Here is an 18121-nt window from a genome sequence, read left to right on the forward strand (position 1 = left end):
TTACATTAAAAATAATTTTATAATAAAATGTTATTATCACAACACTTTCTTAAAATAAACAAAAATATTTATATATAAATAAGAACCTGTCAAATTACAGGTTCTTAAGCATGTCTCTTTTTGTATACTTTCAAAGAAGCAAAATAACTTATTATCATCAATACAATACCTGATATTAATCCTATTGAAAGAATCATATTTACATTATTCATTATATAAGATATATAATCAACTCTCCAAGAAGTTGCACCGTAAATCCCTGCAATCATCATAATAAGAAGTATATATAAAACAACACCTTTCTTATTTCCAAGAAGTACAAATATAAAGAAACTTATAGCATTAAATATAAGTCCTACCCCAATGGAAAATAAGAATACACTTAAAGCAGAAGATAAGGAAATGCTTTTATAAATATCTACATATACATAACATACAATTAAATTTAAAATAAAACATAAACCAAGCATTATAAATCCGCTTAAATACTTTGAAAATATTATTTCTTTTTTGGTCATTGGATAAGTAAGCTGTATTTTATCAAAATCAGTTTTTTCATCTTCTTCAACAGTTACTTGAAACAAAGAAGAACCAAGCATAGGAAGCGTTATACCACAAAAAAGCAAAAAACCAAAATTTGACCTCATAAAAAGCATAAGCGCAACAATAAATAAAAAAGCAAATATAAAACTAATTAAATTCTTTTTTATTCCAAATCCCAAATAAAAATCTTTAAATATTATTCCTTTCATTATACCTTTTCTCCTTTAATGTAAAATAACATAACATCTTCAACACTTGCATTTTCTATAATTAAATCCTTATAAACATTCATAAGCTCCATTCTATTTTTAACCAAAACTTTATATGAAAAGGCTTCTTTTCTATAAAAAACAATATCATCAGGGTTTAAACTATCAAAGAAATCTTTTTTGCATGAAAGAACACCGTAATTATCATGTATATCTTCATACTCTTTAACAAACTGTAATTTCCCTTCATGTATAAATGCTATGTAATCTGATATTTTATCAAGATCACTTGTAATATGAGAAGAAATTAATATGCTGTTTTCTTCATTTTCCGTATAACTTCTAAGTAACTCCAAAATTTCATCTCTAAATACAGGGTCAAGCCCGCTTGTAGATTCATCAAGAATTAAAAATTTAGGACTATGAGAAAATGCCAATGCAAATTCAAGTTTCATTTTCATTCCTTTTGAAAATTTCTTTATTTTCTTATTAACAGGCAGACCAAAATTATCAAGTAAAGAATAATATTTTTCATTATCCCAATTTTTATATATCTTTGAGAGCATCTTACCTATTATTTTTGCATTCATATATTCGCTATAATGACTTTTATCAAAAATAACCGCAATATCTTCTTTTATATCTTTTTCATGTTCATTAATATTTTTATTAAATATTTTTACTTCACCTTTTTCAGGTTCATTAATATTTAAAATCGAATTTATAAAAGTAGACTTCCCTGCACCGTTTTCACCTATTAAACCAACAACACTCCCTTTTGGTATTTTTAAAGAAATATCATCAAGTTTAAAATCCTTATATTCTTTTGTAAGATTATTTACCTCAAGTACATATTCCATAACTTAACCCTCCTCATAAAACATATCAATAAGTTTTAAAAGCTGTTCTTTCTTAATATCATTTTCCTTTGATATATCTACAACTTCTTCAATAATGCTTTCAACTTTTCTTAAATTTTCTTCTCTGATAAAATCATTATTTTGAGCTGAAACAAACGTACCTCTCCCAACGCTTGATTCTATAAATCCATCTCTTTGTAAATCCTCATATACTCTTTGAGATGTTATTACGCTTATATGAAGTTCTTTTGCAAGTTTTCTCATAGAAGGAAGAGAATCTCCCGGTTTTAACTCTCCTTTAATAATCATTGCTTTTATCTGAGATGTTATTTGTTCATATATTGGTTTATTACTATTATTACTTAAAATAATTTCCACAAAATCATCTCCTTTAAATTGTACTTATCTTATGAGTACATTATATATAATAATATATATATTGTCAATATATAATAAGTACAATTTTATTTTATTAATAACATTCTTGAAAAATATATAAACTTAATGTATTATTTTAATCATAAAAATCCTGAGAGGCGGAAAATGGAGCTATTAAAAAACAAAATATTAAAAGACGCAACAGTTAAAGAAGGAAACGTACTAAAAGTAGACAGTTTCTTAAATCACCAAATGGACATAAATCTAATAAACGAAATAGGTAAAGAATTTAAAAGAAGATTTAAAGACAAAAAAATAACAAAAATACTTACAATAGAAGCATCAGGAATAGGTATTGCCTGTATAACCGCACAGTATTTTGGAGTAGATGTGGTATTTGCAAAAAAAGCCCAAAGTATCAATATAGACGGAGAAGTATATCATTCAAAAGTAAAATCATTTACCCACAATAAGATCTATGATGTTATACTTTCAAAGAAATTTTTAGATAAAGATGACCATGTACTTATAATAGACGATTTTCTTGCAAATGGCTGCGCACTTCTTGGACTTATTCAAATTGTAAAAGAAGCAGGAGCAACAATAGAAGGTGCAGGAATAGTAATTGAAAAAGGAATGCAAGAAGGTGGAAAAATTATCAGAGAAAAAGGAATTAACCTTGAATCTCTTGCAATAATCGATTCTATGGATAACGGTGAGATAGTATTTAGATAAAAACACGTAATAACGTGTTTTTTTATTATAAAAATTTTTATTAGGTGGGAAATATTTCCCTATCTTACCAAATAGCATAAAAAAATATTGTCATATTCTACGATAAAATAAAATATATGCTATACTAGAAACAAGGAAATTAAACGGGAGGTATGTAAATGGGTATTAAATTGGGCTTAGATATCGGCACATCATCTGTGGGCGTTGCAGTTATTGATGATGATTATAATGTACTTGAAGCTGTATCTGATATTTTTACAGAAGCCGATGCAAGCAAGAATGTTGAAAGAAGAGGTTTTAGACAAACAAAAAGACTCATACGAAGAAGACAAAATAGAATAAGTGATTTTAAAGAATTATGGAAAAAATATAATCTTGAAATTCCAAAAGAAAAAATAAACAATCAACTTATTTTAAAAAATAAAGGATTAAATGAAAAACTAACACAAAATGAAATTTATTACGTTCTTTTAAATTCTTTAAAACACAGAGGTATTACTTATCTAGATGATGCTATAGATGAAACAAATAAAAGTAAATCTGATTATCAAAAGGGTATTGAAATAAATCAAAATGAGCTAAAAAACAAATTCCCTTGTCAAATTCAATTAGAAAGATTAAATACTCTTGGTAAATATAGAGGAGAAACAATTGTAAAAGAAAATGATGAAACAATTACATTTAGCAATATCTTTACAAAATCATCTTATAGAAAAGAAAATGAAGAATTCCTAAATAAACAAAGTGAATTTCATAATTTTATTACAAAAGAATTTATTGATGATTATTTAACAATATTTGACAGAAAAAGAGAATATTATGTAGGTCCCGGAAATGAAAAATCAAGAACGGATTACGGAAGATACACAACAAAAAAAGATGAAAATGGAAACTATATTACGGAAGAAAATATATTTGAAAAACTAATTGGAAAATGTAGTGTATATGAAAATGAAAGAAGAGCAGCAGGGGCATCTTATACAGCACAAGAATTTAACATATTAAATGACCTAAACAATATTACAATAGGAAATAGAAAATTAACAAAAGAAGAAAAAATCGAAATTATTAATACTATCAAAACATCAAAAACAGTGAATATGCTAAAAATAATAGCTAATGCTACTAATGAAGATATTAAAACCATGTTTGGTTCAAGAGAAGATAAAAACGGAAAACCTGATTTTCATAAATTTGAACAATATAACAAATTAAGAAGAACACTTGAAGAGCATGATATAGATATTAATGATTTTTCTATTGAAACATTAGATAAATTAGCCGAAATTCTAACAATAAATACAGAAAAAGATGGAATTTTAAATGCAATAAAAAATTCTAATTTAAATTTTAGTGACGAATTAATAGAAATATTAATTGCTTTTAGAAAGAAAAACTCTTCTCTTTTCTCAAAATGGCAATCTTTATCTTTAAAAATCATGAAAGAATTAATTCCGCAAATGTACGAAGAACCTAAAAATCAAATGGAACTTCTTACTGAAATGGGATTTTTCAAAAAAAACAGTGAAAAATTTAAAGAATATAACAAAATACCTAAGGAAGAAATAACAAAGGAAATATATAATCCTGTAGTAAAAAAATCTATATCAATAACAATTGATGCTATAAATGCCGTAATAAAAAAATATGGATATCCCGATGAAATAGTAATCGAAATGCCAAGAGATAAAAACAGCGAAGAAGAAAAGAAAAATATTCAAAAAATGCAAAAAGCAAATGAAAATGAAATGAAGAAGATTAAGGAAAGATTAAATAAAGAGTATAATATTGATCTTCAAAACAAACATTTTCATAAACATAAAAACCTTGCATTAAAATTAAAGCTTTGGAATGAACAAGACGGAAGATGTATGTACAGCGGCGAATACATAAATATAGAAGACTTAATATATGATTATTCTAAATTTGAAATTGACCATATAATTCCAAAATCAATATCATTTGACGACAGCAGAAGTAATAAAGTATTAGTATATAGAAGAGAGAATCAACTAAAAGGAAACACTACACCTTATATGTATTTAAAAGATATAGACAGAAAATGGAATTTTGATGAATTCATGAGTTATGCTCTCGATTTAAAAGATAGAAATCTTATAAATAAGAATAAACTTAAAAATCTTTTATTTACAGAAGATATTACAAAAATTGAAGTTTTAAAAGGATTTATACAAAGAAATATCAATGATACAAGATATGCTTCAAGAGTAGTTCTAAATTCTTTACAAAACTATTTCAAATCAAAAAACAAAGACACAAAAATAAGTGTAATAAGAGGAAGCTTCACTCATCAAATGAGAGATAAGTTAAAACTTAAAAAAGACAGAGATGAGAGTTATTCTCATCATGCAGTGGATGCAATGCTTATTTGTTATTCAAAAATGGGATATAATGCATACCATAAATTCCAAGAAAACTTTATTGACTTTGAGCATAATGAAATAAAAGATAAAATGCAATGGATTACCGGAATAAAAGATGAAAAATTAGACGATATAATGTATGAAAAGAAATGGAATATAATAAGAAATAACATCTTAAAAGCAGAAAAAGAAGTTAAATTCTGGCATAAAGTGGATAAAAAAGCAAACAGAGGTTTATGTAATCAAACAATAAGAGGAACAAGAAACTACGATAAAAAAACATATAAAATAAACAAAATCAATATCCTGACAGATGACGGATTTAAGACATTCAAAAATAAAATTACAAAAGGAAAAGAAAGTGATTTCTTAATGTACAGAAATGACAAAAAAACTTTTGATATTTTATTAAAAATATTTAACGAATATAAAGACTGTAAGAATCCTTTTGTTGAATATGAAAAAGAAACGGGAGATTATATAAGAAAATATTCAAAAAAAGGAAATGGAGCAAGAATACAAATTTTAAAATATCTTGATGGAGAAGTTGGTTCATGTATTGATGTTTCCCATAAATACGGTCATAATAAAGGAAGCAAAAAAGTTATCCTTGAAAGCTTAAATCCATACAGAACAGATGTTTATTATAACGAAGAAAAGAAAGAATATTATTTAATCGGAGTAAAATATGCCGATTGCAGATGTATAAAGGGTAAATATTTTATAGATAAAGAAAAATATAACACTGCTTTGAGAAATGAAAAAATTATAAAAGAAAATCAAAACATGGAAGATTTAAAAGCTATTGGATGGAAATATAAGTTTTCACTATATAAAAATGATTTTATAGAATATGAAAAAAACGGAGAAATCTTTACAGAAAGATTCCTTTCAAGAACAATGCCAAAAGCAAAAAATTATATAGAAACAAAACCAACATTTGCCCCAAATTTTGAAAATCGCAATCGTATAGGATTAAATAAAACAAAGATGATAAAAAAAATAAGAGTGGATATTCTTGGAAACAGATATTATGCAAAAGACGAAGATTTCACTTTGGATATTGACATTTATTAAAAATGAATATATAATGTTATTGTAGATTTTTACAATAACTCAATTTATTCAGATCTACTAAAATAAGGCTTTATGCCGAACTCAAGGGCGTCTTCGGATGCCCTTTTTTATTATATTTGTAAGGAGAAAACAATGGCATTTAGAGTGCTTTTAATAGAAAACGAAGTAAATATAAAATTAAACTTAGATAATCTCGTAATAACAAAAGAGGGAAAAGACATATGGGTTCCTATAAGAGACTTATCAATGATAGTATTAGATAACTTAAAAACAAACCTAACATCAAGGATGTTATGTGCTCTTGCGAAAAATAATGTTGGAATAATAATATGCGACCAAGAACATCTACCTATAGGATTTTATTCCTCCTTTGACAATCACAGCAGAATATCAAAAACAATAAAATATCAAACTGAAAAAGATGAAGATTTTTATGCTCTTCTTTGGGAAAAGATAGTTAAAGAAAAGATAAAAAATCAAATAAGAGTTTTAAAGCTATTAGATAAAAGCGAAGATATTCAAAATAAAATGAATGAATTTATAAAACAAATGCAGCATAACGATGAAAACAACAGAGAAGCCCACAGCGCAAAAATATATTTTAATGAACTTATGGAATGTTCATTTTCAAGAAGAAATGATGATATCTTATTAAATTCGGGACTTAACTATGGATATACCATAATAAGGTCCTTTTTAGCAAGAGTATGCGTTGGATACGGACTTAATACTCAGCTTGGAATACATCATAAAAACGAATATAACAGATTTAATTTCGTTGACGACATAATAGAGCCTATTAGACCATTTATAGATTTTTTTGCATATAATCTTTTAAAAGAAGAAAAATATTTCACCCCTAACCATAGGAGAGAACTAATAAACTTTTTAAATCATAAAGTTTTATATAACAACAAAAAAATGTATATATGCAACATGCTTGAAGAATATGTATACAATATAGCCGGATATTTTGAAGGAAGAAAGGAAGAAATAATCTTTCCAAATGTTGAAGATTATATTGGAAAAGAAAATGAGGTATAAAGTAATGAAACTTTTATGTATGTTTGATTTACCAACTCAAACATCAAGAGAAAGAAAAGATTATAGATTATTTAGAAAAGAATTAATAAAAGAAGGTTTTATAATGCTGCAGTATTCTGTATACATGAGAACCTGTCCTGACAGAGATTATAAAATAAGAATGGAAAAGAGAATAGAAAAAATAATACCTAAAAAAGGCAATATCAGGCTTGTAGCAATAACCGAAAAACAGTATGAAGACATGAAAATATTAATAGGAAGCAAAAACGAAACGGAAAAGGTAATAGGAAGTGAGAGGATGATAGTACTTTGAAAGTTCAAATATATAATAGAGAAAAAGAATATATTATAAATTTAGCGCAAATAACCCAGCTATGCGGAGTAAACTTTTATATTAAAGATTTTATAATAAATTCCATATATAAATACTTTTCAAATGGTAAATATATGGAATATGAAAAAAATATGGAAGAAAACATTAAAATCAATGATGAAAAATTGGGAAGGAATTACTTTGACATAATAAAAATAAAAGGAAAAGAAGACTTAATAAATATTCTAAAAATAACTAAAACCGGACTAATTAATAAATATATAAATGATAAAATACAAAATATAAATTTTCAAAGACAGTTAAACATTATAGATAATGCCCTTGAAGAAATATATATAAAATTAAACCAAAACGAATTTAAAAACATTAACTTTACATATAAAAGAGAAGATTTATTTAATTTAATACAGCATTCAACAATAAAAGATATACATGAAAGAGATTTAGAAGGATTAAAAAATATAGATTTATTAAAAGACTTTTTAATATTAATAAAAGAAATACAACAAATTAGTCCTTCAAAACAAATGATAATTATTGAAAATATTGAACATATGATATGTAGAGATGAATATGAAGATTTTTATGAACAAATAAAAGAACTTACGTATGATTTTGATTTATGGTTCATAATCCCCATATGCATTGAAAATTATGTATGTTTGGATAAAGAATATATTAACGGTATAAATATTATAAACGATATAATATATTCCCTTACAAATATGGAAACGATAAAATATTTTATTGAAAGTAATTATCCTTATTTTAAAAACTGGGAAGATAAAGAATTAATAACCATCTTAAAATTGATAATAAATAAAATAGGAAAAGAAGAAATTTATAATATAAAAAGTGATGTTATATTAAAAATATTTAATGATAATCTGTTTATTCATTCAAAGCATTTAGAAACATTAAATACCTTAGAAAACAATTTCCTTTTATCATAAATTATGGTATAATATATATGAGTTATTGTAAAAGGAGGGTGCTTTTATGAATGCTGGAATTTATAAATTCATGAAAATTTTTATAAATTCTGCAATTTGACATTTTAGTACCTGAACAAATTGAGTTATTGTAAAACAAATACAGAGGCTTTAATTTCAACAGTGAAATTTTAGTACCTGAACAAATTGAGTTATTGTAAAACAAATAATGGGAATGTATGTTCCTAAAGATTATTTTAGTACCTGAACAAATTGAGTTATTGTAAAACACAAGCCTTTGTAGATGCAACATCAAAAGGATTTTAGTACCTGAACAAATTGAGTTATTGTAAAACTTTTATTCGGACATATTGAACTGTTTAAGATTTTAGTACCTGAACAAATTGAGTTATTGTAAAACCAATTAAAGATTTAACAGCTACTGTTATTGATTTTAGTACCTGAACAAATTGAGTTATTGTAAAACAAAATTCAGACGGAAGCTACACTACTATTGATTTTAGTACCTGAACAAATTGAGTTATTGTAAAACCAAAGGATTAGATTTAAGGCTAAAAAAAATATTTTAGTACCTGAACAAATTGAGTTATTGTAAAACAAGGTATTCAAAGTTTAGTTTCATGGGCTTATTTTAGTACCTGAACAAATTGAGTTATTGTAAAACTTTTAACCAAATTTTAAAATCTGTATATATATTTTAGTACCTGAACAAATTGAGTTATTGTAAAACACTTATCGGCTTTTCAGGTGAGTAAATCCAATTTTAGTACCTGAACAAATTGAGTTATTGTAAAACCGGCAGGAGATAACACCGTGTTATATTTACATTTTAGTACCTGAACAAATTGAGTTATTGTAAAACCCTATTATATAAAGTCCCTCATACAACCCTATTTTAGTACCTGAACAAATTGAGTTATTGTAAAACTGTGTATGCCTCTTCCATAGCTTTTTTGCTATTTTAGTACCTGAACAAATTGAGTTATTGTAAAACGAATGGCAAGAAAGATTAATGTTGACTAATATTTTAGTACCTGAACAAATTGAGTTATTGTAAAACATTTATGGGAGATTTTAACATATCAAATGGATTTTAGTACCTGAACAAATTGAGTTATTGTAAAACTTCTATATTTAGCTTTTGCATTCATGTAATATTTTAGTACCTGAACAAATTGAGTTATTGTAAAACTATACATTCATATGTTTTTGATAATTTAGTATTTTAGTACCTGAACAAATTGAGTTATTGTAAAACTATAATTGCTTCATAATATTCACTACCTATATTTTAGTACCTGAACAAATTGAGTTATTGTAAAACTGTACAAATGACCTTACTTCCGCGACAGAAATTTTAGTACCTGAACAAATTGAGTTATTGTAAAACTGTTGTATATGGTATTCCGCATTGAACAGAATTTTAGTACCTGAACAAATTGAGTTATTGTAAAACAAAACCAACAAATTAGACCACTCAAGAGTATTTTAGTACCTGAACAAATTGAGTTATTGTAAAACAAAATGAATACGGACTTAATAGACACAGGTATTTTAGTACCTGAACAAATTGAGTTATTGTAAAACTAAAATTGATATTCTTAAAGATTTACTTGAATTTTAGTACCTGAACAAATTGAGTTATTGTAAAACTATATATATAGTCCAAATAGTAAACTATTTATTTTAGTACCTGAACAAATTGAGTTATTGTAAAACAAAATAAATATGTAGACGGTGTTCCAAGAGATTTTAGTACCTGAACAAATTGAGTTATTGTAAAACAACTCTAGGTGAAAAAAAATGTTTATATGCATTTTAGTACCTGAACAAATTGAGTTATTGTAAAACATACAAGAAGAAGCGGATAACTTAAGCTATATTTTAGTACCTGAACAAATTGAGTTATTGTAAAACTCATAGCTTGATTTTTAAGTTTGTTATTATATTTTAGTACCTGAACAAATTGAGTTATTGTAAAACGTCAGTAACGTACATTTGCTTAATTTATCAATTTTAGTACCTGAACAAATTGAGTTATTGTAAAACATTAAACCTTATGTATAAATTTGCAATAAAATTTTAGTACCTGAACAAATTGAGTTATTGTAAAACTTTGTAACAGTAACAGTTTGATTTTTTGGTATTTTAGTACCTGAACAAATTGAGTTATTGTAAAACAGAAGACGCCGAGTTAACGGCTAAGATTAGATTTTAGTACCTGAACAAATTGAGTTATTGTAAAACTTATCGTTCATATATTTAACGAACTCATCAGATTTTAGTACCTGAACAAATTGAGTTATTGTAAAACTTCTATATTTAGCTTTTGCATTCATGTAATATTTTAGTACCTGAACAAATTGAGTTATTGTAAAACTATACATTCATATGTTTTTGATAATTTAGTATTTTAGTACCTGAACAAATTGAGTTATTGTAAAACTATAATTGCTTCATAATATTCACTACCTATATTTTAGTACCTGAACAAATTGAGTTATTGTAAAACTGTACAAATGACCTTACTTCCGCGACAGAAATTTTAGTACCTGAACAAATTGAGTTATTGTAAAACTGTTGTATATGGTATTCCGCATTGAACAGAATTTTAGTACCTGAACAAATTGAGTTATTGTAAAACAAAACCAACAAATTAGACCACTCAAGAGTATTTTAGTACCTGAACAAATTGAGTTATTGTAAAACAAAATGAATACGGACTTAATAGACACAGGTATTTTAGTACCTGAACAAATTGAGTTATTGTAAAACTAAAATTGATATTCTTAAAGATTTACTTGAATTTTAGTACCTGAACAAATTGAGTTATTGTAAAACTATATATATAGTCCAAATAGTAAACTATTTATTTTAGTACCTGAACAAATTGAGTTATTGTAAAACAAAATAAATATGTAGACGGTGTTCCAAGAGATTTTAGTACCTGAACAAATTGAGTTATTGTAAAACAACTCTAGGTGAAAAAAAATGTTTATATGCATTTTAGTACCTGAACAAATTGAGTTATTGTAAAACAAGAATAGAGTACCATTATTTAACAGAAGAATTTTAGTACCTGAACAAATTGAGTTATTGTAAAACTTCTGATACAATTCTATCTATCTCATATACATTTTAGTACCTGAACAAATTGAGTTATTGTAAAACATTTTTGTAGTTTTAAGTAAAGGTTTCTGATTTTAGTACCTGAACAAATTGAGTTATTGTAAAACATTTTTGTAGTTTTAAGTAAAGGTTTCTGATTTTAGTACCTGAACAAATTGAGTTATTGTAAAACTAGAAAAAGGATTAGATGTGAGTATCTATGATTTTAGTACCTGAACAAATTGAGAAAAAAAATAACACACCCCAAAGTGTGTTATTTATTTTGTTTCAAACAAGCTACAATTCCTCCGCATTCTCTGTGATGAGCAACACAATCGCAACATCTTCCGTGGTTATCACAAGGGTATGTACAAGGGCATTCGTCCTTATATTGGTTGCTGCAAGGTCTTTCGTCTTTCATGATATTTATCTCCTTTTATTTCTTTATTTCATTATAATACTTTTCTATAAAATTCCAAAACTTTTCGCTTTTATTTAGGTAACTTAACTCTTCAGCGGTTTTAACTTCTTGAATAAGACCTCTTAATAATTGTTTGGATATATCCATATTATTTTTATAGTTAATTTTTGAAAATAAAATACTGTCATGTTTTAATTCAAATTTCATAGCGGATATAAGCTTTTCCATAAATTCAATAGTTTTATCTACATTTTGTTCATGCACAAAAATCTGCCATTTGCCTATGTATTTATTATATTCCCACATACTAAAAACATCTGCAACTTCTTCCATCTTCCCAGCTATATATTCACTATCTTCAACATTATTTGTTTCAAGCATATTATTTATCATATAAAGTAATAAATTTTGTATTTCGGTAATTTTTATAAACAGTTCTTCTTGAAGTAGTTTTAAAGATTTATCAAACTCTCCTTTTTTAAGGTAAAAAGAATTTTTTAGCATTTTATTATCAAAACTTTTATCATCTAACTTCAAAATAATTTCTTCAGCTTTGTTAAACTCATTATTTTGTATATATTTTGAACAAACTATTTTTAATGCTTGTTCTCTTATTTCATCATTATCCCCATCTATTACCCTTTTAAAAAGATTATCAAGTTCTTCTTTATAATAATCCTTATTTGAAGAATAATAAAGATCTATACCTCCTGATAAAACCAAAGCAGAATAAAAAATCAACTCTTCACTGTTTGGATATTCTTTTATTTTTTCCATAGCAGTGTTATAAGCATCAACAAAAGATTCCTTTTCCATTTTTGATGTTATATCATTTAAGATTAATGCTATTTCATTTTTACTTAAATCATCCTTAAAAGAAAGCAGAGTATTTGCATCAGTATCAAGAAGTCTGGCAAGAGCTGGTATAAGGGTTATATCTGGATAAGAATATCCTTTCTCCCATTTGTTTACAGCAGGAGCAGTTACATTTAGATACTTTGCAACCTTCTCCTGGGTAAGCCCTTTCTCAATTCTTTTTTCTTTAATAATATTCCCTATTTTCATTTCATACCTCTAAAATATTTTCTTAATCATATTTTACATAAAACATTAAAGAAATACTATTGAATGAAATTTAACCAAATCAAATTTTTATTAACCACATGTTAATAACTTCTTTCCACTTTAATAACTTTACCAAATATCCTTATTTTAGCCATATCCTTTCCTACAAAAACTCTTGTTTCATACATTGGATTAAAAGAAATAAGAGAAATAGAGTTTTCAGTCTTTTGTATCTTTTTTATTACACCTTCTTCACCGTCGATTATCACAACAGCAAGATCTCCACTGTCCACATCTGATTGAAGCCTTACAAGTGCCAAATCCCCTTCCATTATTTGAGGAGACATACTATCCCCCCTTACCTTAAGATATTTATATTCTTCTTTGTCATTTATGTTTATAGCCTGAGAAACACCAAGGAATTCATACGTTGCGATACCGTCTCTTCCTGCAACAACAGTTCCTATTATCTCAACATTCACTATATTGTTTATATCATAAAGCTGTGCATTTAATAGATAATCTATGGAAACTTTAAACAAAGAAGCAATTTTTTGTAAAGTGTCAACTGAAGGTATTATCCCCGCACTCTCATATTTTGCAATGGAAGATTTATCAAGGTCAAGTGCCTTTGCCAAATCAACCTGAGTCATATTATTTTTTTTCCTTAACGCTCTAAGTTTTTCACCAAACATTTTTATTTCTCCGTTTATTGTCATTTTTGTTATTAATATTTAAAATATATTTATATTATATTGAATTTCATTCATATTGTAAAGATATTTTTGATTAATATTGAATATTATTCATAAAAATATTGACATTTGTTGTTATACATATTAAAATATGAATATAATTCATATTAAACAAAACAAAACTGAAAATAAAGAAGAATTTAAAATTAAGGAGTAAAAAAATGAAGAGCAAAAATTATAAAAAGACAGAACATCTTTTAAAAGAATATATTATCTACAATAAAATTTTAGAACTTAGAGAAGAAAAAGAAATTGAAGACAAAGTAGAAAAAATTAATAAAGCAATGGACTGCTTAACAAATCTTGAAAGAAAAATTATAACCGAGTTTTTTATAAATAATAAAAATATGCTTCAAATATCAAGAGAAATACAACTTACAAGAGAATATACTTCAAGAATAAAAACCGCAGCAATAAGAAAAATGGAGCAGGTACTTTTCGGAAGCGGTGCAGCATAAAAAAAGAGCCTAAAGGCTCTTTTTATTTTTTAGGTGGTCTCCAACTTGATTTTAGAGATACTATTCTATTAAATACTAATTCATCTTTAGATAATTTAGGATCTACACTAAAATATCCGTTTCTTACAAACTGGAATCTATCCCCTGCTTTCGCATTTTTAAGGAATGGTTCCACGTAAATTTCTTTTTCATTTAGCGAATCTTTATTTACCATATCAAGGAAATTATCACTTGAAACTTCAGTATTGAATAAAGGTTCTAATAATCTTGCTTTTGCTTTAATTGCTGTACTTCTTTCTACCCAGTGAATCGTACCTTTTACTTTTCTTCCTGTAAATCCACTTCCTGATTTTGTTTCAGGGTCATAAGTACATTTTATTTCAACAACTTCGCCATTTTCGTCTTTAACAACTTCATTGCATTTTACAAAATATGCACCTCTAAGTCTTACTTCATTACCTGGGAATAATCTAAAATATTTTTTAGGAGGATTTTCCATAAAGTCTTCTCTTTCAATATAAAGCTCTCTGCCAAAAGGAACTTCTCTTTTTTCTCCATTTTCTATATCTTGATTATTTTCCATTTCAAGCATTTCAATTTCGCCTTCAGGATAATTTGTAATTGTAAGTTTTAGAGGATTTAAAACAGCATTTACTCTGTCAGCTTTAAGTTTCAAATCATCTCTTATAAAATGCTCTAACATTCCGCTGTCTACAGTTGAGTTAGACTTGCTGACACCGATTTCTTCACAGAAATTAACTATAGCTTCAGGTGTTACCCCTCTTCTTCTAAAACCTGAAATCGTAGGCATTCTTGGATCATCCCATCCATCAACATATCCTTCATCAACAAGCTGTCTAAGATATCTTTTGCTCATAACTTGATTTGTTAAATTAAGTCTTGCAAATTCAATCTGTCTTGGTCTTTTTTCTTTGTAATCATCAAGATTATCAAGCACCCAGTCATATAAAGGTCTATGGTCTTCAAATTCAAGAGAACATAAAGAATGTGTTATTCCTTCAATTGCATCTTCAATAGGATGGGCAAAGTCATACATAGGATAAACACACCACTTACCTTTAGTATTATGATGTTCTTCATGAACAACTCTGTATAAGGCAGGATCCCTCATGTTCATATTTGGACTTGCCATATCTATTTTTGCTCTTAAAACTTTTGAACCTGTTTCATATTTTCCTTCTTTCATTTCCTCAAAAAGTTTTAAGTTTTCATCGATACTTCTGTTTCTATATGGTGAATCAACTCCGGGAGTATTTAAGTTTCCCCTGTTCTTCTTCATTTCTTCATAACTTTGATCATCAACATAAGCAAGACCTTTTTTAATAAGTTCAACGGCATAATCATACATCTTATCAAAATAATTAGATGCATGAAGTTCTTTTGCCCACTCAAAACCAAGCCAGCTTATATCTTCCTTTATTGCATTAACATATAAAGTATCTTCCTTTGCAGGATTTGTATCATCAAAACGAAGATTTGTCTTACCGTTGTATTTCTTTGCTGTTAGGAAATTTATACATATTGCTTTTGCATGACCAATATGCAAAAATCCATTAGGCTCAGGCGGAAAACGTGTATAAATTTCGTCTTTTGCATAAACTCCGTTTTCTATATCTTTATCTATTTCATTGGTTATAAAATTTGTTTTTACATCCCCCACGTTACTTACTCCTTAAACAAAATATCTTAATAATTATAATACAATTCAACAAAAATTTGAAGTTTTTTTTATTTCTTTAAACAAAATGACAAATATAAAGCCATATTACACAAATATTTCACATATTTTTTAAAATGTAATAAAAATCTTATTAAAACATTTTCTTTTAAAATTATATGTTTTATTGTGGGAAGCTGTGGATAACTTGTTTGTATGTGGATAACTTTTGGTAAAATTCACGTTTTTCCCTTAATTATGCAGTGTTTATTTGTTGATAATTGACTAATCTTCTATAACTAAATCAAAATTTAGTCTGTTCATAACAATAAAAGATGTAATAAATGATATCAATATTTTAGGTGAAATTTTATATATGATTTTTTCCAAAGTTTGATTTTTATAACTTAAAAAGATAAGCAATGCTAACATTGTTTTTTTATCAAAATAATCTTTTAAATCATTTTTAGAATTAAAAGGTCCATTTTTAATTAAATCAGTTATTACTTCTTCTTTAGAAATCAATTTATATATTTCTCTTACAACATGGACTCTAAACTCTTCATATGAATAGAGCATTATTGGTTCAACGTCTAAAACCTCTGCTGTTATTTCCATTGCAGACATAAAGAACCTTTCATCTCTAATAGATAAATCTCCTCCATCATAACCGTTCTTTGACTTATAATAATCATTGATGTATATTATACAATTTCTTATTATTTTGTTATTTAAAAATATGCCTATAAATCTTTCATCTAAAATAAGTCTTGCGATATCCTTTGGTTTTAAAGATATGTCATAATCATTTGTCGGTTTTTTAACATAAAAATGAGAAGATAAAAACTCATCGTTATATAGTTTTACATCAAGATAGCCTTTACTTAAATTATCATTTATTTGTTTTTGGTTAAATATAAATTGTCCGTGAAGACTATGCTTACTGGTAATATTATAAATATTTACATCATCACATACGCTTTTCTTTGTTATACCGCTTAAAGGCGGATTTATATCAACTTCTATAATATCTTTATATCCTTTATCCGCAAGAGGTTTTCTAGGAAGATTATCATATATTCCTCCATCAACATAAATTTCTTCATCAATTTCTTTACGGTAAAAAACAGGATAATTTGCACTTGCCAAAATATAATCTATCATTTTTTCTTTTGGCATTTCATCTTTGAAAATTATAACAGGCTCTTTTGTTGTTAAATTAAAAGTTACAATACCAAAATCTATATCACTGTTTCTTATCTTTTCTTCATCAAGATTATCTCTTAAAAGAGTTTCAAGCTTTGAAATATCTCTTATTCTGTCTATAACATTGCTGTCTTTATTATAAACAATATCAGGAGTAAGTTCACTCCATAGTTTCAAAGCCATGTCAAAATCACCTTGAGCAATCAACGCTCCGTTTATAGCACCAATACTAGTTCCGCAAACAGCTTTTATTTTTATTCCTTCTTCAATCAAAGCACGCCATACTCCTATTTGATATGCACCACGAACTCCTCCCCCACTTAGAGCAAGAGCATATTCTTTATCTTTATCAAATTTCATGTCTACACTCCATAAAAGTTTTATTTTATATTTTATCACATTATTTTTTTATTTTTAACAAATATACTTTAATTTAATCTTAATTTAATAATAAAAAACTTACAATTAGTCGTTAATTTTTCTTCTTTAAAACATGATATATTTATTTCAAAGGAGATAGAAAATGAACATAAAAGAAATAAAGATAAACGCACAACTTCTTTGTAATAAATCAATAGAAAAAGAATTTTTTTTTAATTATCTAAACAATGGAATAAGGGAAATAACAAATAAAAAAAATCTAGACAAATATAATACAAACATTTTTAAACACTTTAAATATAACATTACAAACCATATAAGAAATTATTATGATTTACAAAGAAAAAACCATCATTGTCATTTTAATGAAAAAATAACATCTATGCACCAAGTGTTAAAGATCAACGAAAAATATCACGAAAGCTTAAGCATTTATATAGCTTTAAAAGAAAGAGAAAAATATTATGGGAAAAAAGATAATATCACAAAAGAATTAAAATATATGTATAAAAAAGCATTAAAAAAATAACCG

The 18121-nt window shown here is 26.3% G+C and carries 15 protein-coding genes and 1 CRISPR repeat array; of the genes, 7 read left to right on the forward strand and 8 right to left on the reverse strand.

The window, feature by feature from the left end:
• Window positions 1-104: 104 nt before the first annotated feature.
• Genes V2W16_RS08265 through V2W16_RS08275 form a run of 3 tightly spaced genes read right to left on the reverse strand, consistent with a single transcriptional unit; the run spans window position 105 to window position 1990 of the window.
• The gene (locus tag V2W16_RS08265; RefSeq protein ID WP_329384238.1) at window positions 105-752 is read right to left on the reverse strand and encodes an ABC-2 transporter permease; all 648 of its coding nucleotides are present in this window, start codon (window positions 750-752) and stop codon (window positions 105-107) included.
• Complete coding sequence (locus V2W16_RS08270; protein WP_329384241.1) at window positions 752-1612, reverse strand: ABC transporter ATP-binding protein; 861 nt, start codon at window positions 1610-1612, stop codon at window positions 752-754. The genes V2W16_RS08265 and V2W16_RS08270 overlap by 1 nt, the downstream gene beginning before the upstream one ends.
• Before the next feature lie 3 nt (window positions 1613-1615).
• Window positions 1616-1990, reverse strand: coding sequence for a GntR family transcriptional regulator (locus tag V2W16_RS08275; RefSeq protein WP_329384244.1), 375 nt, complete (start codon window positions 1988-1990; stop codon window positions 1616-1618).
• A 165-nt stretch (window positions 1991-2155) separates the two neighbouring features.
• On the opposite strand from V2W16_RS08275, the gene V2W16_RS08280 reads away from it, so the two are divergent.
• The 5 genes from V2W16_RS08280 to csn2-St all read left to right on the forward strand — a co-directional run bounded on the left by V2W16_RS08280 (window position 2156) and on the right by csn2-St (window position 8517).
• Complete coding sequence (locus V2W16_RS08280) at window positions 2156-2725, forward strand: xanthine phosphoribosyltransferase (RefSeq protein ID WP_329384248.1); 570 nt, start codon at window positions 2156-2158, stop codon at window positions 2723-2725.
• Window positions 2726-2883: 158 nt separating this feature from the next.
• On the forward strand, window positions 2884-6186 hold the full coding sequence (gene cas9, locus V2W16_RS08285; RefSeq protein WP_329384251.1) for a type II CRISPR RNA-guided endonuclease Cas9: 3303 nt from the start codon (window positions 2884-2886) through the stop codon (window positions 6184-6186).
• Between the two features lie 132 nt (window positions 6187-6318).
• Window positions 6319-7230 (forward strand): type II CRISPR-associated endonuclease Cas1, encoded by a 912-nt coding sequence (cas1, locus tag V2W16_RS08290; protein ID WP_329384255.1) that lies wholly within the window; start codon window positions 6319-6321, stop codon window positions 7228-7230.
• A gap of 4 nt (window positions 7231-7234) precedes the next feature.
• A complete protein-coding gene (cas2, locus tag V2W16_RS08295) occupies window positions 7235-7543 on the forward strand; it encodes a CRISPR-associated endonuclease Cas2 (protein WP_243112237.1) in 309 nt (102 codons plus the stop codon).
• A complete protein-coding gene (csn2-St, locus tag V2W16_RS08300; RefSeq protein ID WP_329384259.1) occupies window positions 7540-8517 on the forward strand; it encodes a CRISPR-associated protein Csn2-St in 978 nt (325 codons plus the stop codon). Before cas2 ends, csn2-St begins: the two co-directional genes overlap by 4 nt.
• A gap of 101 nt (window positions 8518-8618) precedes the next feature.
• A CRISPR array of direct repeats spans window positions 8619-11884; the repeat unit is 36 nt; unit sequence ATTTTAGTACCTGAACAAATTGAGTTATTGTAAAAC.
• 15 nt (window positions 11885-11899) lie between these two features.
• Here the strand turns inward: csn2-St and V2W16_RS08305 are convergent.
• From V2W16_RS08305 to V2W16_RS08315, 3 genes are all read right to left on the reverse strand, one after another.
• Window positions 11900-12046, reverse strand: a complete 147-nt coding sequence (locus V2W16_RS08305) for a hypothetical protein (RefSeq protein WP_171020606.1) — start codon at window positions 12044-12046, stop codon at window positions 11900-11902.
• Between the two features lie 15 nt (window positions 12047-12061).
• Window positions 12062-13111 carry a helix-turn-helix domain-containing protein gene (locus V2W16_RS08310; RefSeq protein WP_329384263.1) on the reverse strand — a complete coding sequence of 350 codons (1050 nt, stop codon included), beginning with the start codon at window positions 13109-13111 and terminating at the stop codon, window positions 12062-12064.
• Window positions 13112-13212: 101 nt separating this feature from the next.
• Complete coding sequence (locus tag V2W16_RS08315) at window positions 13213-13830, reverse strand: LexA family protein (protein ID WP_329384266.1); 618 nt, start codon at window positions 13828-13830, stop codon at window positions 13213-13215.
• A 197-nt stretch (window positions 13831-14027) separates the two neighbouring features.
• On the opposite strand from V2W16_RS08315, the gene V2W16_RS08320 reads away from it, so the two are divergent.
• Complete coding sequence (locus tag V2W16_RS08320; protein WP_138268889.1) at window positions 14028-14324, forward strand: sigma factor-like helix-turn-helix DNA-binding protein; 297 nt, start codon at window positions 14028-14030, stop codon at window positions 14322-14324.
• Window positions 14325-14346: 22 nt separating this feature from the next.
• On the opposite strand, the gene V2W16_RS08325 is transcribed toward V2W16_RS08320, so the two are convergent.
• The gene (locus V2W16_RS08325) at window positions 14347-16005 is read right to left on the reverse strand and encodes a glutamine--tRNA ligase/YqeY domain fusion protein (RefSeq protein WP_138268888.1); all 1659 of its coding nucleotides are present in this window, start codon (window positions 16003-16005) and stop codon (window positions 14347-14349) included.
• A gap of 282 nt (window positions 16006-16287) precedes the next feature.
• The gene (locus V2W16_RS08330; protein ID WP_329384273.1) at window positions 16288-17568 is read right to left on the reverse strand and encodes a patatin-like phospholipase family protein; all 1281 of its coding nucleotides are present in this window, start codon (window positions 17566-17568) and stop codon (window positions 16288-16290) included.
• A gap of 163 nt (window positions 17569-17731) precedes the next feature.
• On the opposite strand from V2W16_RS08330, the gene V2W16_RS08335 reads away from it, so the two are divergent.
• Window positions 17732-18118 (forward strand): hypothetical protein, encoded by a 387-nt coding sequence (locus V2W16_RS08335; protein WP_329384276.1) that lies wholly within the window; start codon window positions 17732-17734, stop codon window positions 18116-18118.
• Window positions 18119-18121: the final 3 nt, after the last annotated feature.

It is taken from the genome of Anaerofustis butyriciformans (assembly GCF_036289385.1).
GTDB lineage: Bacteria > Bacillota > Clostridia > Eubacteriales > Anaerofustaceae > Anaerofustis > Anaerofustis butyriciformans.

What these genes read in the sequence shown, in the direction of transcription:
- V2W16_RS08305 (WP_171020606.1), bottom strand. Translation starts at nt 12,046, where the DNA reads ATGAAAGACGAAAGACCTTGCAGCAACCAATATAAGGACGAATGCCCT.
- cas1 (WP_329384255.1), top strand. Translation starts at nt 6,319, where the DNA reads ATGGCATTTAGAGTGCTTTTAATAGAAAACGAAGTAAATATAAAATTA.
- V2W16_RS08270 (WP_329384241.1), bottom strand. Translation starts at nt 1,612, where the DNA reads ATGGAATATGTACTTGAGGTAAATAATCTTACAAAAGAATATAAGGAT.
- V2W16_RS08330 (WP_329384273.1), bottom strand. Translation starts at nt 17,568, where the DNA reads ATGAAATTTGATAAAGATAAAGAATATGCTCTTGCTCTAAGTGGGGGA.
- V2W16_RS08315 (WP_329384266.1), bottom strand. Translation starts at nt 13,830, where the DNA reads ATGACAATAAACGGAGAAATAAAAATGTTTGGTGAAAAACTTAGAGCG.
- cas2 (WP_243112237.1), top strand. Translation starts at nt 7,235, where the DNA reads ATGAAACTTTTATGTATGTTTGATTTACCAACTCAAACATCAAGAGAA.
- V2W16_RS08310 (WP_329384263.1), bottom strand. Translation starts at nt 13,111, where the DNA reads ATGAAAATAGGGAATATTATTAAAGAAAAAAGAATTGAGAAAGGGCTT.
- V2W16_RS08280 (WP_329384248.1), top strand. Translation starts at nt 2,156, where the DNA reads ATGGAGCTATTAAAAAACAAAATATTAAAAGACGCAACAGTTAAAGAA.
- cas9 (WP_329384251.1), top strand. Translation starts at nt 2,884, where the DNA reads ATGGGTATTAAATTGGGCTTAGATATCGGCACATCATCTGTGGGCGTT.
- V2W16_RS08265 (WP_329384238.1), bottom strand. Translation starts at nt 752, where the DNA reads ATGAAAGGAATAATATTTAAAGATTTTTATTTGGGATTTGGAATAAAA.
- V2W16_RS08335 (WP_329384276.1), top strand. Translation starts at nt 17,732, where the DNA reads ATGAACATAAAAGAAATAAAGATAAACGCACAACTTCTTTGTAATAAA.
- V2W16_RS08320 (WP_138268889.1), top strand. Translation starts at nt 14,028, where the DNA reads ATGAAGAGCAAAAATTATAAAAAGACAGAACATCTTTTAAAAGAATAT.